The following is a 24,419-nucleotide window of genomic DNA, read 5'->3' as shown; positions in this document are numbered from 1 at the left end:
ATTGAAAAGATAAAACAAAACCAAAATGTTTGACCAAATTTTGATAGACAAGTCATGGAGCTTTTCAGAGTATTCGCCCAAAGACACGTCTTATGTTACGCATAGTTACTACACTTACCCTGCGAAGTTTATTCCACAATTAGCAAGCAGGCTCATTTTGGCGCATAGCCAAGAAGGTGAAATGGTGATAGACCCTTTTATGGGAAGTGGCACGACGATTCTGGAAAGCCTTGTTCATCAAAGGGTTGGGATAGGAACGGACATTAACGAAATTGCTTATCTGGTAGCAAAAACCAAAACTACGCCTATTAAGTCGAGTGATTTGACACAAGAGCTATTTTCATTGGAAATGGATTTAAAAAATCTTACAAATGGTAGAAAAGAATATGCTTGGGAAAAAGCCTGTCAAAAACTTTACTTTCATGAGAGAATAGATTATTGGTATAAATCTTCTCAAAAAGAAAATTTAGCAATTTTGCTTTATAGAATATTAGAGATTGAAGACGAAAGTATCAAAAATTTCTTTTTAGTTGCCTTTGCTCAAATTTTGAAAACCTGCTCTATTTGGCTGCAAAAAAGCATCAAACCCACGCGGGATTTGAAGAAAAAAGATTATGATGTCTTGACTACATTTTTGCGGCAGGCTAAAAAAATGCTCAAAAAAAATGAGGCTTTGTGCCAAATATTGTCCCCACAAGTTGCTGAAAATGTGGAGCATTTTAGAAAAATAGCGTGTCAAGATGCCCGAAATTTACCCTGTCAAAATGAAATGGCAAGCCTTATCGTAACAAGTCCGCCTTATGTAACGAGCTATGAGTATGCCGACTTGCACCAACTTCCCTTATATTGGTTAGGGCATTTAGAAGAGTTGGCACAATTTCGTAAAAAGTTTATTGGTTCTTCGGCTGCACAAAGAGAAGAAGTTGAACTGCACAGCAATTTGGCAACTGCAATCGTGTCAAAATTGGGTAATAATAAAAAAGGGCGTGAGGTTCGCAATTACTTCGCTGATATGTACGAGGTTTTCAAGGAAATGTATCGCGTACTCAAACCGCAGGGCAAGGCTTGTATCGTGATTGGCAATACAAATTTTAGAGGCGTGGAAATCCAAAATGCAGAGGTCTTTGTCGAACAAATGCAGCAGATTGGTTTTCAAATTTTTGACGTTGTAAAAAGAGAAATTCCTTCTAAAATGTTGCCTTCTACCAGAGATAGCCAGACAGGGCAATTTGCCAAAGCTACTGATGCCAACTTGAAATTGGCGTATCCTACCGAATATATCTTAATCATGCAAAAAAGCAACAAGTATGAATATTAAAAACTTGATAGCTATGTACGAAAGAGAAAAAGCGCAACATGGAAAAAATGCGTATCGATATGTTTCAAAACTGCTTTCGGAAGCAAAAGACCTGCATCAAATCGCTTTCCTGCAAAGTAAGACAGCCAAAAAAGCAATACGAGAAGGTAAGTTGCCACAGCCAGACCAGTCTTGGCGTGCCTTTAAAGGCAAAAACTTAGAAAAACTCATTGAATACATCATCAAAGATGAAATTCAAGACTTGGGGTTGAAAGTCATCAACGGAAATGCTTTGGAGAGAACAGAAGGCAAAAATCTAACCGAAGAATTAAGTAAAGTCAAGCGAAACTTGTTGGTAGATTATGGTGAATATGGCTATCATCTGCCTGATGTAGATTTGATAATTTATGAACCTAAAACGTCTAAAATTATCGCCGTTTTGTCAAGTAAAGTTACTTTGCGAGAAAGAGTAGCCCAGACAGGCTATTGGAAAGTAAAGTTAGTAGCCGATACAACAACCAAACACATCAAAGTTTATTTCATTACACCAGATGAAGATGGTACGCTGACTATCAAACGCCCAACGAAAAAGGGTAGAGCCATTGTGGAAATAGACACAGACGGCTGCTACGTTCTGAGTGAAGCCCAAATAGAAGAAAGCGATAAGGTGAAAATGTTTGACAGATTCATTCCAGACTTACAAGTCTTACTTAATACTTAAAGCATCTAACCCCCCCTTTTCCTTTTCTCACAACCAAAATCCTCAAAACAATGTGGCAAATTCTTAAAAAGGAAATGAATAGCTTTCTTAGTTCGCTGATAGGCTATTTGGTAATGGTCATCTTCCTGACCGCTATGGGGCTTTTTGTGTGGGTCTTTCCACAGACGAGCGTCTTGGCGTATGGTTTTGCCGACTTATACGCGCTCTTTTCACTTGCCCCCTATGTCTTTCTCTTTCTTATTCCTGCAATTACGATGCGTGCCTTTGCCGAAGAGCGCAGGGCAGGCACGATGGAATTGCTCCTGACGCGCCCTTTGAGCGATTGGGAAATTATTTTGGGCAAATATTTAGCATGCTTAGGGCTTGCAGTAGTGGCTTTGCTGCCTACTTTGCTCTACTATTACAGCGTCTATCAGTTGGGACTGCCCAAAGGCAACATCGATACCGCTGCCGTTATGGGTTCTTATATCGGACTTTTTTGCTTGGCGGCAGTTTTTACGGCTATTGGTATTTTTGCGTCTTCTATTACCGAAAATCAAATAGTAGCCTTTATCATTGCCGTTTTTGTGAGCTTTATTTTGTATGAAGGCTTTACTTCGCTCTCTCAAATCAATGTTTGGTCGCAGGCAGCTTATACCATTAGCCAATTAGGAATAGATTTTCACTACAACGCCCTTAGCAGAGGTCTGATAGATTCGCGCAACTTGCTCTATTTCCTAAGTCTGATTGTGGTCATGCTCTACGCCACGCGCACAGTGCTAAGGAGCAGAAAATGGTAGCACATTCATAGGTCTTAACACTTCTTTTGAGGCGCACCATCGAAAAAAAAGCTATAAAATGCTTTTCCTTCGGCAATGAATTTGTAAGAACCAAAGAAAAGTATTATTTTTCGCCTAAATGATTTCAAACCGCTTGCTTTTCTCGCCGCCCCCTATAAGCAGTGACGTTAAATTCTAAAAAATAGGTGCAAATATAGGGCAAGGCATTGCCTTGTCCGAAGTGAAATTGAGATAAAAAAAAGGGTTTTCAGACCCAAAAATAGGGCTTAGCCCAAATTTTATTTTTTTTCTAATTTCACAAGACAAAGACTTTTGCAGAATTTAACCTTATTGCCCCTATGAGGGTTTTCTAATAGTACGACCGCATTATGGCAAAACCAGCATTTTGGCTTTATCTAAGCCTTCGCACTTTTCGCGGAAAAATCGTCTTGGGCAGTACCTTTTTAGGCGTACTCACTTTGGCGTTTTTTATCCTATACTTGCTTTACATCGAGGCACAACTTATCACGCCCTACCACCATATCGTCAATAATACCGTCCCGACGCAGTATTATTGCAAGGTAGTAGAGGATTGTATCAATAGCAGCACCAGCGCAACTGCTGTCTATCTTTCCACAGGCGAGGAAAGCTATCGTGCCGAAAGAGAAGCGATTTGGAAAGAGTGTGAGCAGGCACTCGATATGTTGGGAAATTATACCAATACTTGGCAAGATGAAACCATTGTGTCGCTTCTCTACAATGTCAAGACGAAGGCAAACCGTTTGCGAAAGGAACAAGAACACGTAGAACAGCTTTATTTTGTAAAACGCCTCAATCTCAAAGAAGAAGTACGCGACGAGCGTGTCCGACAAATAGACCAGCTCAAAATGCTTGCCGCCGACGCGCGTGCCGAACTCGAACTTATCATCAACATTCAAAGGCAGGAAATTGCACGCACACGCGCTACCATCGATTTTAGCCTCTTCCAACTCAAATATATCTATACCACTATCCTGACTTCGCTCATGGCAGTGGCTTGTGTTTTTGTCGCCTATCAAATCAATCATGCCCTTCTCACGCGCCTAAGAAGGCTTAAAGTACAACTGCGCGAATACACAAAGGGCGCGATTCCTACCCCTATCCCCATAGAGCAGGCTGACGAAATCACGCCCATCGAGATGGCGGCAAACCACCCCAATCAAGACTTACGTAGCATTAAAGAATTTGCCCAAAAGGTAGGCGAAGAAAAATACGACACCCAACTTACTGCCTTCAACCAATCAGGGGAGATAGGCAACGCCCTAATGCAGATGCGCGATAGCTTGCGCATTGTCGCTGAAAAGGAAGACAAAATCTCTTGGGGCATAGCAGGGGAGGCGCGTTTTGCACAAATTCTGCGCATTAGCACCCAAAATATAGAAGAACTCTGCGATATTTTCCTAAAAGAATTAGTCGCCTATTTGAAGGCTGCACAAGCGAGCATCTTTATTTATTATCCCAAAGCAAGCCCTTATCAAGAGGATACCTTAGAAGTAAAAGCCTGGTATGCCTACGATACAAAACGGTATAGAATGCGCCAAATCGCCGTAGGAGAGGGTATCTTGGGCGAGGCTTTTCGTGAAAATCGCCTACTCTACATCGATAGAGTGCCTGAAAGCCACCTCGAAATCGTTTCGGGGTTAGGCGATTCAAAACCACATTCTTTGCTCATTGTGCCGATTTGCATTGGCAACCAAAAAGAAGGCGTGTTAGAATTGGCTACCTTACATAAGATGCAGCCACACGAAATAGAATTTGTAGAAAAAATCATGGAAAGTTTGGCTTCGGCAGTTATTGCAGTGCGAACCAATGAAAAAACTCGTAAGCTCCTCGAAGAATCACAGCAGCAGGCAGAAGCCCTACGCGCACAAGAAGAGGAAATGCGACAAAATTTAGAAGAACTACAAGCCACACAAGAGGAGATGGAGCGCAAAGAGCGTGCTATCAAAAAGATGCTCGACGAGGCAGCAGAAAACGAGCAGAAATTACGTTCGTATGTTCAGCAGTTAGAAGAAGCACGACAAGCGGTAGAGGAGAAAAATAAGGAAATCGAGCTTTTCAAAGAGGAAGAGAAAAATCGTACCGAAACCCAACTAAAAGCCCAAAAAGCACTTTTAGAGCGTGTCAAGAAGCGATACGACGAGCAGGAAGCGCAGGCGCAGGCGCGTATTGCGGCTTTGGAAAAACAGCTAAATGATTTAAACAAATCATAAAAAAACGCCCTACCGCATTTTTTTGCGCTAAAATTTTATTTTTCTTACGCATTGCCAAACAAAATTTCTCACATAAGGTTGCATTTGCTTTTTTTTCTGCATAGTATTTTCTATCTTATCGGTCTGAAATACTCACTCCCCTTTTGAGCAAACTAAATGTTTCCTACTATGCGCGAAAAAATTTACTATTGGGGGCTTCGTCCGCTCCAACTGATATTGACTGCCATTTTTGTCTTGGGTCTTTTTTCGGCTTACCTCTTTACCTTTTGGAAACAAAAAGAATTTGAAACGCGGGAGGCACAGATGCGTTGGGCGCAGCAAGCCCTTGTCCAGCTGCAAAGCTTACAAAATGCAAGCCTGACCTTTGTGCAGGTGCCTACGCCTCAAAAGGCAAGTGGGCTTGAAAATGCTTTGCAGAAGGCAGAAGCCCATTTCTACCCTAATGCCGAATCCGCAGAGGCGGCACTTTTGCAAGCCCTACCGCCTTCCACTTGGCGCAGTTTGCAGGCAGCGCGGCAGGAATGGAAAAGTTTGCAGTTGCCCTTGCAAGGCTTATTAGCCTTGCCCAAACAGAGCGGTTTGAGCCAGACCGATAGCCTTTTGCAGACTTATCGCTTGCAGAGTTTTGAAGAAGCACAGCTCAAATTGGCGCAAAGCCTACTTTTTATCCAAACGGACACAAAGGCAGCTTTTCAAAATGAGTTGGCAAAAACGCAGGGCGAATTTCAGATGGGGCTTTCGGCTTCTTTGATTGGCAGTTTTTTATTGGTCGTGATTTTGATATTTTTAATACGTCAATATTTTTTAAGTCCGATTCAAAAAATTGCGACACAGGTAGGAAAAATGGCACAAGGCGATTTGGAAAAAAATATTTCCTACCAACAAAATAACAATCTGGGACAAATTGGAAAAGGGGTCAATATCTTATTAGAAGAAGTCCGCCGCACCTCTTTTTTTATCCAAAACCTAACAGAGGGCAATTTGGAGCAGCAGTACCAAAGCCAATTTGTGCAACAGACGGAATTGGAAAAGGCTATCTTGCGCATGCAAAGCCAAATGCAGCAGGTTGCCGAGCAGGAAAGCCAACGCCGCTGGATTGCAGACGGTTTGGCACGTTTTGTAGAGATTTTGCGCCAAAACAACAACGATTTACAGAAATTAGCCGACGACTTAATCCTCAATCTGGTCAGCTATATGCAGGTAAATCAGGGCGGACTTTTTATTGTGCGCCTACCCGAAGATGAAGCCGCAGGCTATTTTGAGCTTCTGGCGTGTGTGGCGTATGATAGAAAAAAACATCAGACCAAAACCATTGGCTTGCGAGAGGGGCTTTTAGGGCAGGTCTATGTAGAAAAAGAGGTCATTTATCTGAAAGAAATTCCCAACGAATACTTGCAAATTACTTCGGGATTGGGGCAGGCAAATCCGCAACATCTTCTTATTGTGCCTTTGAAGACGCAAGAAAAAGTCTTGGGCGTTCTCGAATTGGCTTCTTTTGCCGAAATTCCCGACTACAAGCGCGATTTTATCGTCCGCTTAGGTGAAAGTTTGGCAGTGGCTCTGCAAAATGTGCAGACCAACGAGCATACGAAGGTACTTTTAGCCGAGTCGCAAAAATTGGCACAAAACCTCAAAGACCGCGAAGAGGTACTCAAAAGAGCTTTGGAAAAGATGAAGGCAGTGCAGGGCGAAATGGAAACAAAGGAGCTACAACTTTCAGGGCAGCTAACGGCTATCAATAGCACCTTAGCCACTGTGAGTTATTCGCCCAAAGGCTTGATTTTGCAGGCAAATAATATCTTTTTAGAGTTGGTAGGATATGATTTTGCCGAAATTGAGCGCAAGCACCATCAACTTTTTATGCCCCTACAAGAGGGCAAATCCGAGCAGTACAATGCCTTTTGGCAGGAACTTGCGGCAGGAAAGGCGCAATCGGGCGAATTTAAGTTTTTGGGGCGCAATGGCATAGAAATTTGGCTGGCGGCTACTTTTACGCCTATGTTTGATGTGCAGGGAAAGGTGGAAAGCATCTTACAATTAGCACAAGACATCACCGAAGTCAAGACGCGCTCCTTAGATTACGAGCAACAACTGAAAGCCGTAGAAAATTCGGCTGCCTTAGCTCTTTATGACAAAGAAGGCATTTTATTGTATGCCAATCAAGAGTTTTCCGCACTTACGGGCTATCAGGTGTCTGATATTTTGGGCAAAAACCATAAAGTCTTTGCTCTTGCCCAAGAAAGTCAGGGACATGGCTATGTCGAGTTTTGGGAAAAATTGCGGACGGGCGAATCTATCAGAGGCGAATATGAGCGTATCGGCAAAAATGGCGAACATTATTGGGAACAAGCCTCCTACAATCCTATCCTCGACCTAAATGGAAAAGTCGTCAAAGTCATTGCTTTTTCGCAGGACATCACCACGCGCAAGCACCTCGAACTTGTCAATAACAACCAAATTTTAGAATTGCAATCCGTAGAAGAAGAATTGCGACAAAATTTGGAAGAAATGGCGGCGACCCAAGAGGAATTAGAACGCCAAGCCCTTCAAAATGAAGCCATTAAAAATGAATTAGCCGCAAGGCAGGGCGTTATTGATAAGTCTGCCCTTGTTACAGAGTCGGATTTGTATGGTACAATTACTTATGTAAATGAAAGATTTACCCAGATTTCGCAATACACACCCGAAGAAGCCGTAGGCAAGCCGCACAGCATTTTGCGACACCCTGATACGCCCAAAGCCGTTTTCAAAAAGATGTGGGAAACGATTAAGGCGGGCAAAATTTTCCAAGCCACTTATGCCAATCGCGCCAAAGATGGCAGTACGTATTGGGTAGAAACTACGATTGCGCCCATTTTGGACAAAAGTGGAAAACCTGTCAAATACATTGGCGTTAGGTTTGATATTACCGAAAAGGTAAAACAGCAAGACGAAGTCAGCCGCCTGCTCTTTCAAGCCCAACAGCAAAATGAGGAACTTCGCGCACAGGAGGAGGAAATTCGCCAAAATATGGAGGAAATGGCGGCGACCCAAGAGGCTTTGCAGCGAAAAGAGGAGGAGCTAAGTGCCTCGCTCAATGCCATAGACCGCACTTTGGCTACCATTTCTTTTGCCCCCGACGGCAAAATTTTAGACTTCAATGAGTCCTTTGAAAAGATTATCGGCTATCCCAAATCAGAACTTATTGGCAGGCATCATAGCCTACTTTTAGAAGAAGCCGATTCGAAAAGCAAAGGATATGAAAAGTTTTGGCAGCAGCTTCGTGCAGGCATCGCGCAAAGTGGTGAATTTAAAAGGCTCAATAAAAATGGCGATTTCGTGTGGCTTAGTGCCACTTATACTCCCATCATCAGGCGCGACGGCAGCGTTGAGCGCGTCATGAAGTTAGCCATCGATATCACCGATACCAAAATCAAGACGCAACAGTATGCGCAAGAGTTGGAAAAGTTAGCACAAAACTTTGCCATTTTATCGATTGATGCAAAAGGAAAGATTAGTGATTTGAACGAAGTATTTTCACAAATAACAAACTATGGCAAGCAGGAGTTGATAGGCAGAGATTGGCAATATCTCTTTACGCCTTTGGCAGGTTCAGACCTGAATTTGAACGAATGGTCAGAAAAACTATGGCGCGGAACAAACCAGAAAGCCCTTCTACTTTGTAAAAGTAAGCAGGAAAAAACGCCGCTTATCAAGTTCCTTGTAGATGCGCTCCCTTTGCAAGATGAAGAGGGCGAAATCAGACAGGTTGTTTTTTACCTCTCGCCTTTGGAAGGGTAGCATTGTAAGGTTTGGGTCTAAAAATGCTTTTTCAGTGTAGGGATAGGATAGGGGGCTTGTCCGAAGTGAGGTTTGAACCCGAAGCATTGCGAAAAGGCTTAGGGGCTGGTCGTATTGCCAAATTTTATTTTGTTCAAAATCAGATAAGAAAACATGAAGTTTGGAAAAATCTCACAACTCGAAGACCTCAATCGCCTCGATTGGCAGCTTCCGCCTACGCCTTCTGCCACAGCGCGAGTTTTGGCGCAAAGAGAGCCGCTTTCCGATTTGCCCCTACGCATAGGTGCGCCTGTGTGGAACAATCTTGCATGGCGTGGTTCGCTTTATGCACCCAAAACGCCGCAAAAAGATTTCCTCAAAAGTTATGTTACGCAATTAAATTGCATCGAGTTAAACGTTACGCATTATCAAATACCGACGGCGGCTACCATTTTGCGGTGGCAGCAGACGGCAGAGGCAAATCCTGATTTCGAATTTTGCCCCAAAATTTATAAGGGCATTAGCCATGTGCGCAATTTGGCACAAGCGAGCGAACTGACGCATATTTTTTGTGAGCGTCTTAGCGGTTTGGAACGGCACTTGGGTCTGTTTTTTTTACAACTGCCGCCTCATTTTTCGGTAGAAAAGGCAGAGATTTTGGCGCATTTTATAGAAAAATTCCCAAAAGGCTTTGCGTGGGCGATAGAATTTCGCCACCCCTCTTGGTTTTTAGAAGGCGAGCCTACGGCAGAAAAGATGTTTGCCCTGATGGAAAAAGAAAACGTTTCTATGGTGCAAACAGATGTGGCGGGGCGGCGTGATGTGCTTTCGCTGCGCCTGACTACGCCCATTTTGGTCTTGCGTTTGGTAGGAAATGGACTGCACCCTACCGATTATTTACGCGCCCAGCAGTGGATTGAACGCTTAAAAGTATGGAAAAAGCAAGGGCTTCAAAAAGCCTACCTTTGGCTGCACCAGCCCGATAGTTTGCGCGAGCCTGAATTTGCGCATTTCCTTATTTCTAAAATCTTTAAAGAAGCCGACTTACAGAGTTTGGGTTTGAAAGTTCCAACTTTGTATGCCAAACCTTTGCTTTTTTAGCTTATCTTTGGGTCTATTTTTGGACTTATTTTTGAGCTTGTTTTGGGTCTAAAAAAGGCGACTTTGTGCGGCTTCCTCCATCAGGGCTTCGGCGGTGCTTTTTCCCAAATAAGCATCAATGAGCCAATGGGCAACGTAAAGCAAGGGCGTTAGCAAAATGGCGATAACAAATTTGTAGCAGTAATTGACCAAGCCCACTGCCAAGACCTGTTCTAAACTCCAAGCAGGCTGACCAAGAAGATAGAAAGCTACCCAAAGGACAACAAAACTATCGATAAATTGTGAAACCAAAGTAGAACCCGTAGCGCGAAGCCAAATTTTTTTACTACCCGTAAGGCGGCGCAGCCCCTGAAAAATACTTACATCTATAAATTGTCCGATTAAAAAGGCAAGCAAAGAGCCTACAATAATGCCCAAACTTTGCAAGAAGATGCGCTCAAAGGCTAAGTTTATATCCAAAGGCTGATTGATTTGCACCCAAAATTCCGCAGGCGAAAGACCCGCTACCAGCCAAAGCATCACAAAGATATAGACAATGAGCAGAGCCGCCAAAGAGGAAATGTAGCGCACGCCTGCCTTCCCAAAATATTCGTTGATAAGGTCAGTCGTGATAAAGACAAAGGGCCACAAGACCACGCCTGCGGTGAGGTTGAAGGCAAGGGGCTGTTCAAAAAAGGGGAATTGTATGGCAAAGGGCGAAAGACCTAAGCTCGCCTCCAAAGAGAATATTTTTGTGCCGATAATTTCGGCTAAGATGACGTTGGTCAGAAAAAAACTTGCCAAGAGCAAAAATAAGGTCTGTCGTTTGTTCATTTTGTTGCTTCAAATCTTGTAAGCGATTCAAGTGCCTAACACGTAGGGGCGCATTTTGTTTAGGGCTTCAAAATCTGACCCTGAATTTCATAAAAAAGTGTTTCATTGCCCAACGCATTTTCTTTGCCTATGATATGATAGCGTTTGAGTTGCTGCTCCTCAAATTCTAAGGAAAGTGTCTGCTCGATGGCATAAAGGCTATTTTGTTCGCGCTTCTCTACCGTAATTTTTTTCCAACCTCCTGCCTTTGCGCGTTGCAAACAGAGGCGGCGGATAGCCAACTTTTCATCTTTGGCAAGATAGACCAAACTATCGTTGAAATGTGCAATGCTGTATTTGTCGCGCCTTTGTGGGGCGGAAATGTCGGTTTCTTTGAAAAAAAGAAGTTCTTTTTGCCAATCTTTATCTGAAAAAGTGAGAATTTTTTGTTCCTCTTTAATAGGCGCGGCGGCGTTCTGATGGAATTGCAAGATGCGTTTTTCTACTTTGGGTGTTTGTTGGGATAGGATATTTTGCAAAGAATCTGTAAAAAAAGAAGAACTAAAAACACCCGTTTCGAAAGATGAACCAGCCAGTTGCGTCTTTTCCACTGATTCCTGCATCTGACAAGCTCCCAAAAGAAGGAGAAAGGATAGGCACTTGACCGAGCGCAAGGCAAAATGTGTGAGATTGAAAGACATATCTAAAAGGGGGAAAGGTTTTAAAATCGGAAGATTCAAACTGCTTTTGGGTAATGAAAAAAGCGATACAGCTCTACCTGTATCGCTTTTTGGAGAAAGAGCAAGGAAGCAAAATTATTGCTTGTTGTTGTCTTTCATATCTTCTTTTAGTTGTGAAAGGGCATCATTATCTGCCAAAGAAGTAGTCGCTTCTACGTCTTTGATAGAAGTTTTTGCCTCTTCGCCGTCAAACTCTTCGTCTGAACCGTCTTCTTTCTTGCGCTTGCCTTTGCTGGCATCGCCGCTGCGGTAAGTAGCAACGTGAGAGAGAACGATTCGCTGCTCTTCCTTAGAAAACTCTACCACTTTGAAGTCGGCAGTTTCGCCTAATTCAATTTTTGAGCCGTCTTCGCGTACCAAATATTTAGTAGAAGCAAAGCCTTGTACGCCGTAAGCTAATTCGATAGAAGTACCTTTGTCGGTCTTATTCACTACCGTACCCTGATGCACAGAATTAGGCACAAAGATAGTAGCGAAAGTATCCCAAGGGTTTTCTTCTAATTGCTTGTGTCCTAAGGCTAAACGACGCTGCTCGATGTCGAGTTCTAAGACAACGACTTCTAATTCTTCGCCAATCTTGACAAATTCCTTAGGGTCTTTGATTTTCTTTGTCCAAGAGAGGTCGGAGATATGTACCAAACCGTCAATTCCTTCTTGCAATTCTAAGAACAAACCGTAGTTGGTTAGATTGCGAACGATACCTTTATGGCGCGTATTGGCGGCATATTTCTGGTGTACTTCGGTGTTTGTCCAAGGGTCTTCGGTAAGTTGTTTGATACCCAAAGACATCTTGCGCTCTTCGCGGTCGATGGTCAAGACCTCTGCCTGAATTTCATCGCCAATTTGCAAGAACTCCTGTGGGTTGCGCAAATGCTGCGACCACGACATTTCCGAAACGTGAATCAAACCTTCCACGCCGGGCTTAATTTCTAAAAATGCGCCGTAATCGGCTACATTTACAATTCTACCCATAACACGCGAGCCTACTTGAATGGCAGCATCGAGAGAATCCCATGGGTGTGGCTGTAATTGCTTCATACCCAAAGAGATACGCTTCTTGTCTTCGTCGAAGTCTAAAACTACAATATTGACTTTTTGGTCTAATTCCAAAACTTCGCTTGGGTGTGTAATTCTGCCCCAAGAGATGTCGGTGATGTGCAATAAGCCATCTACGCCACCCAAATCTACGAACACGCCGAAGTGTGTGATATTTTTCACCACGCCCTCTAAAACTTGTCCTTTTTCTAAGTTGTTGAGGATTTGCTGACGCTGCGCTTCTAAGTCTTTTTCAATCAAGACTTTATGCGAAACAACTACGTTGTCGTTGGCATAGTTTATCTTGACGACTTTCAATTCCATCTTTTTGCCTACATAGATGTCGAAGTCGCGAATCGGTTTCACATCAATCTGCGAACCGGGAAGGAAGGCTTCAATGCCAAATACATCTGCGATAAGACCGCCTTTGGTACGACGCTTGATAACGCCTTCGATGATGGTATCATTTTTAAACGCCTCGTCAATAGATTTCCACGCGCTTACAGCCATCGCTTTTTTGCGTGAAAGGATAATCTGTCCGTTTGCGTCTTCTTGTTGCTCGATGTACACATCTACTTCGTCGCCTACTTTCAGTTCGGGCAAATCGCGAAATTCAGAAATAGAGACGACACCGTCAGATTTGAAGCCTACATTAACCAAGACTTCGCGGTCGGTGATGCCTACCACTTTGCCTTTCAAAACCTCATTTTCAGAGATTTCGCGCATCGTGCTTTCGTACATCTCTACCAATTCGCTCAACTGTGAGTTGGAAAGCGATTGTTTGTTATCAAGTTCGTCCCAATTGACGTTACCCGCAGTGTTATTTTCTATCATGTAATTAAAACAATTATTTTCAGGCTTGCTATGCCTGTCTTGCAAAATAGAGCCGAGCCAAAACTCTTTTCTGCCTTGCAAGAGGGGTGAAAATTAAAATTTGGAAATAAGGTAAAAACGTGCCTGCAAAGGTAGGCAAAATCTTTGAAAAAGAGAAATTTAACGACTTTTTTCTTCTGGCAAAACCGCTCTAAATTGTAGCAATGTTATGTTCTGAAAGTTCGGTGCAAATGTAGGGACAAGGTACTGCCTTGTCCGCTGTGAGATTGAAATAAAAAAGGGCTTTCAGACCCAAAAATAGGATTCAGCCCAAATTTTATTTCGTTTCTAATTTTGCAAAACAAGACCTTTCGCAGCACTTCATTTCACCGCTCTAAATTGCCCAATTCTGATACGAAATCAAGACCACTGCCACCACTGCCGCCACGACTCCTACTTTATTCCACCAAAAAAGTTTTTCGCTAAAAAGAATAATAGAAAGCAGCGTCGCCGAAACGATAACGCTGATATTGAAAATCGGAAAGACAAGTGCGCCATTGTTGTCGAAAATCCGCAAGACTACCAATAAAAGCAAGACTGAAAAAAAGTTGGGAACGCCCAGTACAATGCCTGCCTTGATGTTTTTAGTGGCTAATTTCTCTTTCTGCCTTATTTTTTGAAAAAGTAGGAAAATTGTACCCAAAATAGCCGCCGAGCCAAAGACCATCGTCGTAAAAATAGATTCTTCACCTGCCTGCAACCAAAGTTCGCTTGCTGTATTAAAAATCGTGTCTATCGTGCCTGTCATCAAAAAAACGATAAAAGGCAAAAGGGCATTTTGTCGCTCTTTTTGGGAGGGTTTGTAACTACTCAATAAAACGGAAATAAAAGCCAGAAAAAGACCTATAATATTTAAAAAACTAAAACTTATTTCTTTGTTTAGTATAAAATAACCTGCCAATAAAGGTATGGCAAAAGAGATACGACTTGCCAGAGATGCCGCCGAAACGCCTGCCTTTTGCGTCGCCAAAGCCGTTAGGTAGAAGCCGCTGATGAAAAGCACGCCCATGCCCGAAGCCGTTAGGAGAAGTTTGATAAAGTTTGGATTCTGACTAATATCAGATACTTCCATCACGCCCAACTGCATAAAAATTGTTCCTACAATCACACAGACCCAATAATTAACCACGATTGCCTCAAAGACTTTTACCTGATAGCGTGTGAAATATTGAAATATTACAAACAATCCTGCTGTAAGTGCAATCCAGAGTATAAAGGGTAGCATATCTTCAAAACGTAAATCGTAGGAAAAGGGAAGCAAATTTTAAAAGCCTGCAAAGTTAGTCATTTTTTAGTTTGCGGCTTAATTATTTTGCGGCGTATCCGAAGCAGGGAAAGAAATTTTAAACGTAGTTCCCTGATTTTCAATGCTTTCTAAGCTAATTTCGCCCTGATTTTGCTCCACAAAATCTTTCACAATCACCAGCCCTAAGCCTGTTCCTTTTTCTCCTGCCGTCCCTTTGGTGCTGTGCTTGTTGCCCAAACTAAACAGTTTTTCCGCAACGGAGGCAGGCATGCCCACGCCTTGGTCAGAAATGAACACATGCACACGTGCGCCCTCTGCTTGGGCGTATATTTTGATGCTACTTGCCGTAAAAGAAAACTTTATCGCATTGCTAATCAGATTGCGCAAAATCGTAGAAAGGGCGTTTTTATCTATCAAAACAGTTCGGTCTTCTTCTATATCAAGTTCGATGTGCAAGGCTTTGTCTTCTATATTTTTCTTTAAAAGCAAGAGTACATCTTCTACTTCTTGTTTTAGATACAAAAGTTGAGGCTTAAATTCCAAAACACTCATCTGTGAGCGCGACCAAGTCAGTAGATTATCTAAAAAATTGTATAAATGCTCAATCGTTTTTTGCTGGTCATGCGCTATTTTTTGGATTTCTTCCGTAGAAAGTTGTGCGCCAAAGGTAGTGAGCAGATGCGAAAAACCCTTTAAAGAGTTGAGCGGACTTTTTAAATCATGGGCGATAATAGAAAAAAACTTGTCCTTAGTTTCATTCAGGCGTGCCAAAGTTGCTTCCGAATCTGCCAACTTTTCATTGAGGCGTTTCACCTGCTCATAATTACTTCTAATTTGGTCATTTTTTTTCTTTAAAATAAACTGCGCCTTTTTATCGTGTCGATAACGATTGTACCAAAAAACGCCAATAATGATAAAAAACGCCGTCAGGAGTAGCAAAAGATTGCGCGTATGGGCTGCCTGCAAAAGTTCTTCGGCTTGTTTTTCGTTTTGCAGCCTTTGTGTTTCGTTTTCTTTTGCCAAATTTTGTTGGTTTTGTTCATATTCAAAGGCTTGTTCTAAGCCTAATTTTTGGTAAGAAGTTTCTATTTTGTGTAGGGAATCTTTTAAAAAAACGTACTTTTTATAAGTTTCAACTTCTTTATCCTTTTCCCCTTCGGCTTCCCACAAAGCCAACTCCAACTCTATGCTACGCAAAAGAAGGCGCAAGTTATGATGTTTTTCTGCCTCCTCTACTGCCTTTTCTTTGTAGAGAAAGGCTTGCGCTGTGTTTTTTTCTTTATGTAAGATTTGTGCCAAAAGTAGCCAAAGTTCGCCTTTCAAAATCGCCTCCTGCTCGTTGCTCGCCAAAGCCTGCTGGACATAACTTTCTGCCGCCTGCATTTCTTCGAGTGCGAAATAAGTCTGGGCTATTTCTTTTCGAATGGCAGCCAAAAAAGGTTTATGAGGTAGGTTCAGGCTTTGTTTTTCGGCTTCAAGGTAGTAAAAAAGTGCGCTATCATACTTTTGTTGGTCTATTTTGAGCCGCCCAATCTCGGTAAAGATTTTGACTACCTCTTTTTCTAATTTTTGTCGCTTGACGGCATAAAGGGCATTTTTAAGGTGAATTGTTGCATCTATTGGCTTATTGATTTGGCGATATAATAAAGCAATTTCCTGACAAACAATAGGATACAGAGAATCTTGCTCCGTACTTTGATGTAAGAAAACGCCGTAATTTTCTATGGCACGACGCGGCTGCAAAACCTCTTTATAGGCGCGTGCCAGCCAAAGGGCAATGCCTTTGGAAAGTTCTTTTTTTTCGCTGCTATAATGGTGTATCCTAAACTCTTGCAAAATTCGCAGGGCGCGATAGGGTTCGTTGTTTTGAATGTAAATTTGTGCTAAAATCAGGGTAAGGCGTTCCTGCTCGTCTTGTGTTCCTATTTTTTCGGCTACATAAAGCGTTTTTTGTGCAAATTCTACTACCTTAGTTGAATAAATAATATTATTTTTTTCTAAAAAAAACAAGGATTTTTTATATTTCAAACTATCACTTTTATAGGAAGGGTGCGAACTGTTCCAAATCAGACTTAAAGTATCGAGAAGTGTTGCCTCTGTTTTGTCTATTTGGGTCTGTCCCGAAGGTTGTCCATAAAGCAATCCTGAACCTACTTTTCCAAAAAAGCTAAAAAAAACTAAAAAAAATACAAGGTACGAAAATAAAAAGGGCGTTCTTTTTTTTCTTTTTTTAAGAAAAACAGTTGTGTTATTTTGTTCAACTTTGAAGCCCTGCATAGGTGAATTGATATAGGTGGTAGCCTTCAAAAAGGTAAAGGTAAGCAAAAAACAAGACAAGTCCAAAGGCAAATATTACTCGACGAGCTTTCCTTCGGCTAATTTTTTATCTAAACCTGCACTATTTTTAGTGTTTTTGGGGTCTTTTTCCAAAGCCTCTTTTGCTTTTTTCCATTGCAAAATTGCCTCTTCTTTTCTATCCAACTGATAGAGCAAATCGCCGTAATGTTCTAAAATGTCGGGCGAAGGGTTCTGTAAGGCTGCTTTTTCCAAGAAAGGCAGTGCTGCCTGATATTCGCCCAGCGTGTATAAGACCCAAGCATGGGTATCCAAATAGGTCGCCTCTTGTGGAAATAGCTCTACAAGGCGCGAGGAGAGTTCTTTGGCGCGTTTGAGGTTTGTTTTTTGCAAAGCCAGATAATAACTATAATTATTCAAAGCCGCATAGTTGGTGCTATGTAGGTTCAAAGCCTTTTCATAGACCTGAAAGGCTTGCGCATAGTCTTGCATTTGATAAAGAATATCTGCTTTTTGCGTTTGCACACGGCTCAATAAAATCTTATCTTCAAAAGTAAGACGCTCGGCTTGGGCAAGCGATTCGAGAGCCTCCTGCGGCTGTTTTTGTTGGTAGAAGGCAAGGGCTTGAAAATACCAAAGTTGGGGCTGATTGGGAAAATAGCTAAGGGCTTCTTCGCAATGCAGTTGTGCCTGTTGGTAGTTTTTTTCACGAAAAGCCAAATCTATGACGCGCTCCCAGATGGTGTAATTATCGGGGTTGTTTTCTAAGGCTCTAAGGTAGGCTTGTCGGGACTCTTCCCATTGGTTTGCCTGAAAGAGAAAATCGCCATAAACTGCCTGTGCAGGGGCTGCCTGCGGATATTGAGCCGCCAAACTTGCCGCCAAAGCAAGCCCTTTTTCCGATTTGGGCTGATTCCTAAATTTTTCGATAAGCAAATTTACTTTCTCCTCCACAGGCAGGTCGTCTGCCTCGATAAGGGCGGCAAGGGCTGTTAGTTCGCCTGCCTCGTCGCCTTGTGCGCCGTATATTTTGGTGCGCAAATAGTGTGCCTCGCCATTATTGGGAAAATCCTTGTCAAATTGTGCCAAATAAACTTTTGCCTTTTCTAATTGACGGCTTCTAAGCAAAAGCTCGATTTGTGCCAACTGATAGCGCGGTTCGTTGGGAAACGCCTCTACCAATTTTTCGCCTTCTGCAAAGGCGGCTTCTGTTTTGCCCAAATTGAAATACAACAACTGCTTTTGGGAAATGGCACGCTCATGGATACCCAAACGGCTTTCTAAAAGGTTTAGAATATCTAAGGCATTTTTATATTGATTTTGGTCTAAATAAAGGGTTACTAATTCAAAATAATAATCCTCACTTAATTTGGGTGCGATGTCCAATATTTTTTTGTAACACCTTTCTGCTTCCTCGAAAAGATATAATTCTTGTGCAATCGCCGCCAAGAAAGCAAAATAGTAGGGGTTGTTTTCGTCTAAAAGGGTCGCTTGGCGGGCATGCGGCAGGGCATTTGAAAATTCGCCCTTATTTGCATAACACTGTGCCAATAGGTAATGGGCAGCATCATTTTGTGGGCTATAGCGCAACGTTTCGGCAAATTTTTTGGCAGCCTTGTCGTATTCTTCTAAAATAAATGCCTTCATGCCATCAAAAAAGACCAGCGAGGAGGAATATTCCAATCGCTCGTTGAGGCTCATGAATTGCTCCTGACTAATGGTATCGGCTTCCTGCCCCTGTGCCGATAGTGAAAGCGGAAAAAAGAATCCGATAAAAGTTAGTGGCAGAAGTGCGAAGAAGACGCGCTTATTTTGAGGCGTGATAAAAAAAAGAGAAAGAAGGTGAGAGGTTCGGTCGCTATCCATGGCACTAAGTTGAAAATAAGGGTGAAGCCGCTGCTTTCGGGGTATCTTTCAAAACGCATAGGCTTTTATCTGAAAGGCAATCTGACAGAAGGCAAAGCCTACGGCGTTTCAAAGGCAGAGGCGGAAAGTAGCAATTTGGCACAAAGGCGGAAATTGCGATTTAGAGCGCAAGGGTAGAAAAATCGCCTAAACTCAAATCCTTGGGGCTACCACAGACTTTGGTGTGGTTGCCGATAAGGGCGTTTTCTAAGACTAAGTGGCTTACCTGCGCCTCTTGCTGTATAATAGAATTGTGTATGACGGCATTTTCTATCACCGAGCCACTTCCTATCGAAACGTAATTCCCGATAACGCTGTTGCTAATTCGCACATTTTCCCCGATAAAAACTTGTGGCGCAAGGGTAGAATTTTCTATTTGGGCAGAATCCGCAACGAGTCCTTCTGTTTTGTCCTGTGTAAGATAGCTCAAATAGCGTTGGTTGGCATAAACAAGTGCTGCCTTATTGCCACAATCGAGCCATTCTTCTACTTGGGCAGGTATAAAAATATGCCCTGCTTGTCGCAAATTCTCTAAGGCGGTAGTGAGTTGGTATTCGCCTTTGTCTTTGATGTCGTTTTCTAAAATATGCGCAATTTCCTTTTTCAAACGTGCGCCATCTTTGAAATAATAAATGCCGATAATGGCTAAATCAGATACAAAGGTCTTGGGTTTTTCTATAAAATCTGTTATCTGGTTTTGTGCATTGAGCTTGACTACCCCGTATGCAGACGGCTCTTCTACGGCTTGCACCCAAATAGCACCATCTTGTTCTTGGCTAAGATTGAGTGAAAAGTTGGCGCGAAAAAGCGTGTCGGCAAAGGCAATGACCACACGCCCCGTTAGCGATTCGGCGGCACAGTAAATCGCATGCGCTGTACCTAAGGCTTTTTCTTGGTAAAAAATCCTACCCTTGCTGCCTACTTTTTCTGCAATCGTTAGAAGTTCTTTTTCTACCTCCGCACCGAAGTCGCCAATAATAAAGGCTATCTCCTCGATGGGTTCTTGGCACATTTTAGCAATGTCTTCTACCAGCCTTTGTACTATCGGTTTGCCTGCAATAGGCATCAGCGGCTTGGGTATGGTAAGCGTATGAGGGCGCAAACGAGTCCCTCTGCCTGCCATCGGAATAATGACTCTCATGATGGGTATGGTGGTGATGGGTATGGTGGGAATGAACGTCAAGAAAAGGCACGTCGGTCTTTTCTCTGCCTCCCTTTGAAGGCGATTCGGTGAAAAGAGAGGACAAATTAGCACTTTTTCGGTAAAAGCCCAAATCTAAAAAATAACCCGCTACAAAAAAAGCAGTCGGACAACCTTGTCCGACTGCTTTTTGTATAAAAATTGGGATTGCTTATTTGTTTGTACCTGCGCGAATCATGGCACAACGGAAGCCGATATGCGAAGTAGAAGAGTCCTCGTCTATGAAACGGCGCGTACCGGGTGTTAGCCAGTAGGCAACATCTTTCCACGAACCACCTTTGAAGATGCGCGAGCGGTTTGTGATAAGGGTTTCTTCGGGGTCATACATCTTCACTTGGTCAATGTATTCATTCCTACGAATTGGGTTTAAATCTTCTACGTCTTCAAAAGACATCGGGCGGAAGAGGTCATAGACCCATTCATTGACGTTGCCCGCCATATTGTAAAGACCAAAGTCGTTAGGGGGATTGGCATAAATCCAGTCGGTAATCATAGCGGTATCATTCAAACGCCCTGCGATACCTGCATAGTCGCCTCTGCCACGCTTGTAGTTTGCCATCATCGTACCCATCAGTTTTCCGTAAGGGTTACGCAAAGAATGACCGTCCCAAGGATAAAGACGCGCATAGTCTTGCATTTCGTCTATGTACTGCGTGCCGATAAGTCCTTTTGCAGCATATTCCCATTCCGCTTCGGTAGGGAGGCGATAGCCGGGCAATACTACACCCGATTCAAGTGGGATACGCTCGCCTGCTTTTGCTTTGTCTTTGATTTCTTTTTTGCCGTCTTTGATGGCTAAATTGTTATTGACAACGGTAGTACGCCAAGTCGCAAAGTCATTTGCCTGCTTCCAAGAAATACCTACGACAGGGAAATAGCGGAAACCGGGGTAGCGCAAATAATGGTCTACGTAAGGGTCGTTGAAGGCAAGCTCGGCAGCCCAAACGGTAGTGTCAGGTAGGGCAGCCTGATAAATTTCTTCCGAAGAGTCGGCTTTGAGGTAGTGGAGGTATTCCAACCAATGCACGTTGGCTACTTCGGTTTCGTCCATGTAGAAAGAGGCAATGGTAATGGTGCGCTCTAAGTTGTCGGCGGCGGTCATTTCGATGTTTTCTTCAAAAGTACCCATCACGTGACGACCCCCTTCTATGAATACTAAGTTCGGTCCTTCGGGTTGTCCCTTGAATTTTTCCATCGCAAATCCGCCATCTTCGCCATTAGGACGTTTTTTACCGAAAGCCATGCCTGTGGTGGTACTTTTCTTACCCGGCTTTGTACTTGTAGGTGGGCTTTTCTGGCAGCCTCCGAAGAGAAGCCCCAAAGAGAGCAAAAGGAGTGCAGCGTAATAGGATTTTATTCTTAACATATTTTGCGTTGATTTAGAGATGTCTTGAAGAGGCTCAAAATTGGCTATTGTATAGAATTTGAAAAGCAAAATCAGATTAGACAAGAAAGCGGCAAAAGGGATAGGCGAAGCCTGCTTTCGTTGTCGGAGCGGGTTTGCCCGATAATGTTTTCTGGATTCTTGTTCCAGATTTTTGGGTTTGTGGCAGTTTGTTTTGCCCTTTCTACCCACTTGGGCGCAGTGGGCTACCTACTTTTAATAATGCAGGAAGTTGGCTTTTATTGTGTAGGCGTGGCGAATTATGCTAAAATTATCTAAAAAAAAGCGGCTTCCAACCCTGCCTTTTTGGGGCAACCTTTACAAAAAGAAACCTACTCTTTTCGCGCCTTTTACAAAAGAGGAGAAGGCATAAAGAGTAGGTTCTGAAATTAGTTGCACTACCGACTAAGCCTTTTGCAGGTTTGCATAAAAAGGGCTTAGGCTTTAAAATTACTTAGCAGGAGCAGCTTCTGTGCTAGTAGCAGCAGAATCAACAGGAGCAGCTTCAGTTGCTGTGTTTTCAGCAGCGTTGTCAGCAGGAGCAGCTTCTGTAGTTTGCTCAGGTGCAGTTTGCTCGGTAGTAGCAGGGTCAGTAGTAGTTTCTTCAGCCTTTTTACCACCACAAGCAAAAGTGAAAGTTGCAAGCAATAAAGCAGTAGCGAATAATTTAGTGAATTTCATCGTGTTTTCTTTTTTGAAATGAATGTACAGAGTGAGTAAAAGCAAAGTGTTTGTTTGGAAAGGCTTTGAGTTTGAAGCCTTTGAAAAACAATGCAAGATTACGACAAAAATCTCAAACACAAGCATCTTTTTCCAAAAAAAACTCAAAAAATTTCTTTTTTTTGGATTTTTGGCTTAGGCTTCTATTTTTTTTGTACTTTTGTACCCTTTTTTTCGAACTTGTGTCGATTTTTTCGCTTTTCGCTTCAAAAATAACAAGGTCTTTTTTGGGATTCAAAGTGAAAAGGGGAGTAACTTTTTTTGTAAGTGTTTGAAAATGAGGGTCTTATTTTTTGAGGTGATAAAAAAAACGGCTTGCTATGTGTTTGTAGGTGCAATATCATACAAGATTTGAATACTTTGCGTCATTTGGCGATAAAGTTCGCCGTAGTGAGGGGGCAGGTGGCTCTGCAAATAGGCAAGGTGCTGGTCTAAGGTCGTTGTATCGCGCCGTAGGGCGGGACCCGTTTGGGCAGCAAAAGGCGAAAGTACGAAGGCTTTTTCTGTGGTTTCCGCAATAAGCGGCTGCAAGAGTTGGAAGTCGAGTCCCTCTTTTTCCAAAATTTGCGCACTAATCGCCCAACAGTGATTGACAAAATTACAAGCAAAGACAGCCGCTACATGCAGTTTGGCGCGTGCCGCACTATTGAGGGCAAGCGTTTGGGGGCTTAGTTTTTTGCCCAACGCCAAGAGTGCCTGCAATAAAGTTTCGTCTTTGGCTTCTACCCCAAGCGGTATCTGTTGCCAATTTACTTCTTTTTCAAAACTAAATGTTTGCAGCGGATAGAAAACGCCGATTCTTACCTTTGGCTCTAAACCTTCCAAGACCGAAAGCGACATCGCACCCGAAGTATGCACAAGAGAAGCTCCCGCAGGCAGTTGGAGTTGGGGTAGGATAGTGGCTACCGCCGAATCGCTGACCGCCAAGATAAATAAGTCGGCTTCTTCCTTCGAAAAATCCGTATGGTTTTGTGTCTTTGCGCCTACTTTCGCCGCCAATTTTTCGGCATGCGCAAGCGTGCGGCTATAAACACAACTTATTTCAAGCGACAAATGCTTGAAAGCCTGTGCTAAGTGAGTGGCAACTCTGCCCGAACCAATAAGGACAATTTTTTGTATTTCAAGCATAAACTTTTTTTTAACCGTCGCCGAGGGCGTTGCCCGTCGGCGAGGTTTTGGATAGCCAAGCCAATATTTTCTACAAAGGAAAAAATGAGGGCATTGTCTTTTATTTTTAGCCCAAAAAAGGCATCTTGACGACTTTTGCCTTGATTCGTTTTCCTTCGCGCACTTCTACAAAGACTTCGCTTCCTATTTTGTGGAAAGGTGTATTTAGATACGCCATGCCGATTGAAATTTTTAGGGTAGGCGATTGCGTTCCCGAAGTTATCTCACCAATAAGATTGCCTTCTGCATCAAAGATTTGATGGTGTTGGCGTGCAATGCCTTTGTCTAAGATTTCTAAGCCTACCAATTTTCGGCTTGTGCCTTCTTCTTTTTGCTTTTTGAGCAGGTCGGCATCAATAAAGTTTTTGTTGAATTTGGTTATCCAACCCAAACCCGCCTCTATGGGTGAAGTGCTATCGTCGATGTCGTTTCCATACAGGCAAAAGCCCATCTCTAAACGCAGAGTATCGCGTGCTGCTAAGCCAATAGGTTGAATTCCCTGTGGCGCACCACTTTCCATTATCGCCTGCCAAACTTTTTCTGCCGCTTCGTTTGGTACATAGACTTCATAGCCGCCTGCGCCTGTGTAGCCTGTGGTAGAAATAAGCACGTCTGGCACGCCTGCAAAGGTGGTTTTGATGAAATGGTAGTATTTCATGCTGCCCAAATTTGCTTCCGTAAGGGGCTGCAAAGCGTCAGTGGCTAATTTGCCCTGAACGGCAAAAAGAGAAGTTTGTGCCGAAATATCGCGCATCTCTACGCCTTCGGGTTTGTGGCTCAAAAGCCAATTCCAATCTTTTTCTATATTAGAGGCATTGACTACCAAAAGATACGATTCCTGACCCAAACGATAAACCAAGAGGTCATCTACGATACCGCCTTTGCCGTTGGGTAGGCAGGAGTATTGCACCTTGCCCTCATAAAGGCTGCTTACGTCGTTGCTGGTTACGTATTGTAAAAAATCGGTCGCGCCTACGCCCGAAACCAAAAATTCGCCCATGTGAGAAACATCAAAGATGCCCACTTTTTGGCGAACCGTCTGATGCTCGGCATTTTGAGAGCTATACCAAACAGGCATCTGAAAACCTGCAAAGGGGACAAGTTTCGCGCCCAACTGCTCATGGATATGGTGCAAGGCTACTTTTTGGAGTGTGTTTGTGTCTGTGTTCATGG

General features: G+C 43.0%; 18 protein-coding genes and 1 pseudogene. 8 read left to right on the top strand and 11 right to left on the bottom strand.

What is annotated here, in order from left to right; all coding sequences use genetic code 11:
• Positions 1-25: 25 nt before the first annotated feature.
• The 6 genes from G500_RS0109445 (at position 26) to G500_RS0109410 (ending at position 9,888) form a co-directional block, all read left to right on the top strand.
• Entirely contained in the window at positions 26-1,318 is a 1,293-nt protein-coding gene (locus tag G500_RS0109445; RefSeq protein WP_027002387.1) for a DNA methyltransferase, read from the top strand.
• Positions 1,308-2,018 (top strand): BsaWI family type II restriction enzyme, encoded by a 711-nt coding sequence (locus tag G500_RS0109440; RefSeq protein ID WP_027002386.1) that lies wholly within the window; start codon positions 1,308-1,310, stop codon positions 2,016-2,018. Before G500_RS0109445 ends, G500_RS0109440 begins: the two co-directional genes overlap by 11 nt.
• A gap of 50 nt (positions 2,019-2,068) precedes the next feature.
• On the top strand, positions 2,069-2,797 hold the full coding sequence (gldF, locus tag G500_RS0109435) for a gliding motility-associated ABC transporter permease subunit GldF (RefSeq protein WP_027002385.1): 729 nt from the start codon (positions 2,069-2,071) through the stop codon (positions 2,795-2,797).
• Positions 2,798-3,165: 368 nt separating this feature from the next.
• Positions 3,166-5,028 (top strand): GAF domain-containing protein, encoded by a 1,863-nt coding sequence (locus G500_RS25010; RefSeq protein WP_027002384.1) that lies wholly within the window; start codon positions 3,166-3,168, stop codon positions 5,026-5,028.
• A gap of 168 nt (positions 5,029-5,196) precedes the next feature.
• A complete protein-coding gene (locus G500_RS0109415; protein ID WP_161626112.1) occupies positions 5,197-8,808 on the top strand; it encodes a PAS domain S-box protein in 3,612 nt (1,203 codons plus the stop codon).
• A 153-nt stretch (positions 8,809-8,961) separates the two neighbouring features.
• A complete protein-coding gene (locus G500_RS0109410) occupies positions 8,962-9,888 on the top strand; it encodes a DUF72 domain-containing protein (RefSeq protein WP_027002382.1) in 927 nt (308 codons plus the stop codon).
• A gap of 48 nt (positions 9,889-9,936) precedes the next feature.
• Here G500_RS0109410 and G500_RS0109405 read toward each other — a convergent pair whose 3' ends face one another.
• The 6 genes from G500_RS0109405 to G500_RS0109380 form a co-directional block, all read right to left on the bottom strand.
• Positions 9,937-10,701 carry a queuosine precursor transporter gene (locus tag G500_RS0109405; RefSeq protein ID WP_027002381.1) on the bottom strand — a complete coding sequence of 255 codons (765 nt, stop codon included), beginning with the start codon at positions 10,699-10,701 and terminating at the stop codon, positions 9,937-9,939.
• Between the two features lie 59 nt (positions 10,702-10,760).
• On the bottom strand, positions 10,761-11,381 hold the full coding sequence (locus tag G500_RS0109400; RefSeq protein WP_154657102.1) for a hypothetical protein: 621 nt from the start codon (positions 11,379-11,381) through the stop codon (positions 10,761-10,763).
• Positions 11,382-11,495: 114 nt separating this feature from the next.
• Complete coding sequence (gene rpsA, locus G500_RS0109395; protein WP_027002379.1) at positions 11,496-13,289, bottom strand: 30S ribosomal protein S1; 1,794 nt, start codon at positions 13,287-13,289, stop codon at positions 11,496-11,498.
• A gap of 373 nt (positions 13,290-13,662) precedes the next feature.
• On the bottom strand, positions 13,663-14,553 hold the full coding sequence (locus G500_RS0109390) for a DMT family transporter (RefSeq protein ID WP_211220149.1): 891 nt from the start codon (positions 14,551-14,553) through the stop codon (positions 13,663-13,665).
• A 78-nt stretch (positions 14,554-14,631) separates the two neighbouring features.
• Complete coding sequence (locus G500_RS0109385; protein WP_161626111.1) at positions 14,632-16,716, bottom strand: tetratricopeptide repeat-containing sensor histidine kinase; 2,085 nt, start codon at positions 16,714-16,716, stop codon at positions 14,632-14,634.
• A gap of 210 nt (positions 16,717-16,926) precedes the next feature.
• The gene (locus tag G500_RS0109380) at positions 16,927-18,735 is read right to left on the bottom strand and encodes a tetratricopeptide repeat protein (RefSeq protein ID WP_027002376.1); all 1,809 of its coding nucleotides are present in this window, start codon (positions 18,733-18,735) and stop codon (positions 16,927-16,929) included.
• Between G500_RS0109380 and G500_RS25690 the strand changes: the two genes are divergently transcribed.
• A complete protein-coding gene (locus G500_RS25690) occupies positions 18,712-18,912 on the top strand; it encodes a hypothetical protein (protein ID WP_154657100.1) in 201 nt (66 codons plus the stop codon). The two genes, G500_RS0109380 and G500_RS25690, sit on opposite strands and share 24 nt — an antisense overlap.
• Here the strand turns inward: G500_RS25690 and G500_RS0109370 are convergent.
• A complete protein-coding gene (locus G500_RS0109370) occupies positions 18,896-19,915 on the bottom strand; it encodes a sugar phosphate nucleotidyltransferase (protein ID WP_027002375.1) in 1,020 nt (339 codons plus the stop codon). The genes G500_RS25690 and G500_RS0109370 overlap by 17 nt on opposite strands.
• Positions 19,916-20,126: 211 nt before the next feature.
• Positions 20,127-21,341 (bottom strand): gliding motility lipoprotein GldJ, encoded by a 1,215-nt coding sequence (gene gldJ / locus G500_RS0109365; protein ID WP_027002374.1) that lies wholly within the window; start codon positions 21,339-21,341, stop codon positions 20,127-20,129.
• 144 nt (positions 21,342-21,485) lie between these two features.
• Between gldJ and G500_RS25685 the strand changes: the two genes are divergently transcribed.
• Positions 21,486-21,638 carry a hypothetical protein gene (locus tag G500_RS25685; RefSeq protein WP_154657099.1) on the top strand — a complete coding sequence of 51 codons (153 nt, stop codon included), beginning with the start codon at positions 21,486-21,488 and terminating at the stop codon, positions 21,636-21,638.
• Positions 21,639-21,809: 171 nt separating this feature from the next.
• Here G500_RS25685 and G500_RS23040 read toward each other — a convergent pair whose 3' ends face one another.
• From G500_RS23040 to gcvT, 3 genes and pseudogenes are all read right to left on the bottom strand, one after another.
• Entirely contained in the window at positions 21,810-22,187 is a 378-nt protein-coding gene (locus tag G500_RS23040; protein ID WP_154657098.1) for a hypothetical protein, read from the bottom strand.
• A gap of 210 nt (positions 22,188-22,397) precedes the next feature.
• Positions 22,398-23,210 (bottom strand): annotated as a pseudogene (locus G500_RS23035) (Rossmann-like and DUF2520 domain-containing protein); the annotation flags it as partial.
• A 103-nt stretch (positions 23,211-23,313) separates the two neighbouring features.
• On the bottom strand, positions 23,314-24,417 hold the full coding sequence (gene gcvT / locus G500_RS0109335; RefSeq protein ID WP_035757019.1) for a glycine cleavage system aminomethyltransferase GcvT: 1,104 nt from the start codon (positions 24,415-24,417) through the stop codon (positions 23,314-23,316).
• Between the last annotated feature and the right edge of the window lie 2 nt (positions 24,418-24,419).

Origin of the sequence: Hugenholtzia roseola DSM 9546, assembly GCF_000422585.1 — a bacterium.
Lineage (GTDB): Bacteria > Bacteroidota > Bacteroidia > Cytophagales > Bernardetiaceae > Hugenholtzia > Hugenholtzia roseola.
Note: the sequence above shows the minus strand (reverse complement) of the source record. Positions and strands in the feature narration are given on the sequence as shown.

Bases quoted from the DNA above. Each gene is read 5' to 3' on its own strand.
- G500_RS0109445 (WP_027002387.1), top strand. From the start codon at position 26: ATGTTTGACCAAATTTTGATAGACAAGTCATGGAGCTTTTCAGAGTAT.
- G500_RS0109440 (WP_027002386.1), top strand. From the start codon at position 1,308: ATGAATATTAAAAACTTGATAGCTATGTACGAAAGAGAAAAAGCGCAA.
- gldF (WP_027002385.1), top strand. From the start codon at position 2,069: ATGTGGCAAATTCTTAAAAAGGAAATGAATAGCTTTCTTAGTTCGCTG.
- G500_RS25010 (WP_027002384.1), top strand. From the start codon at position 3,166: ATGGCAAAACCAGCATTTTGGCTTTATCTAAGCCTTCGCACTTTTCGC.
- G500_RS0109415 (WP_161626112.1), top strand. From the start codon at position 5,197: ATGCGCGAAAAAATTTACTATTGGGGGCTTCGTCCGCTCCAACTGATA.
- G500_RS0109410 (WP_027002382.1), top strand. From the start codon at position 8,962: ATGAAGTTTGGAAAAATCTCACAACTCGAAGACCTCAATCGCCTCGAT.
- G500_RS0109405 (WP_027002381.1), bottom strand. From the start codon at position 10,701: ATGAACAAACGACAGACCTTATTTTTGCTCTTGGCAAGTTTTTTTCTG.
- G500_RS0109400 (WP_154657102.1), bottom strand. From the start codon at position 11,381: ATGTCTTTCAATCTCACACATTTTGCCTTGCGCTCGGTCAAGTGCCTA.
- rpsA (WP_027002379.1), bottom strand. From the start codon at position 13,289: ATGATAGAAAATAACACTGCGGGTAACGTCAATTGGGACGAACTTGAT.
- G500_RS0109390 (WP_211220149.1), bottom strand. From the start codon at position 14,553: ATGCTACCCTTTATACTCTGGATTGCACTTACAGCAGGATTGTTTGTA.
- G500_RS0109380 (WP_027002376.1), bottom strand. From the start codon at position 18,735: ATGGATAGCGACCGAACCTCTCACCTTCTTTCTCTTTTTTTTATCACG.
- G500_RS0109370 (WP_027002375.1), bottom strand. From the start codon at position 19,915: ATGAGAGTCATTATTCCGATGGCAGGCAGAGGGACTCGTTTGCGCCCT.
- gldJ (WP_027002374.1), bottom strand. From the start codon at position 21,341: ATGTTAAGAATAAAATCCTATTACGCTGCACTCCTTTTGCTCTCTTTG.
- G500_RS25685 (WP_154657099.1), top strand. From the start codon at position 21,486: ATGTTTTCTGGATTCTTGTTCCAGATTTTTGGGTTTGTGGCAGTTTGT.
- gcvT (WP_035757019.1), bottom strand. From the start codon at position 24,417: ATGAACACAGACACAAACACACTCCAAAAAGTAGCCTTGCACCATATC.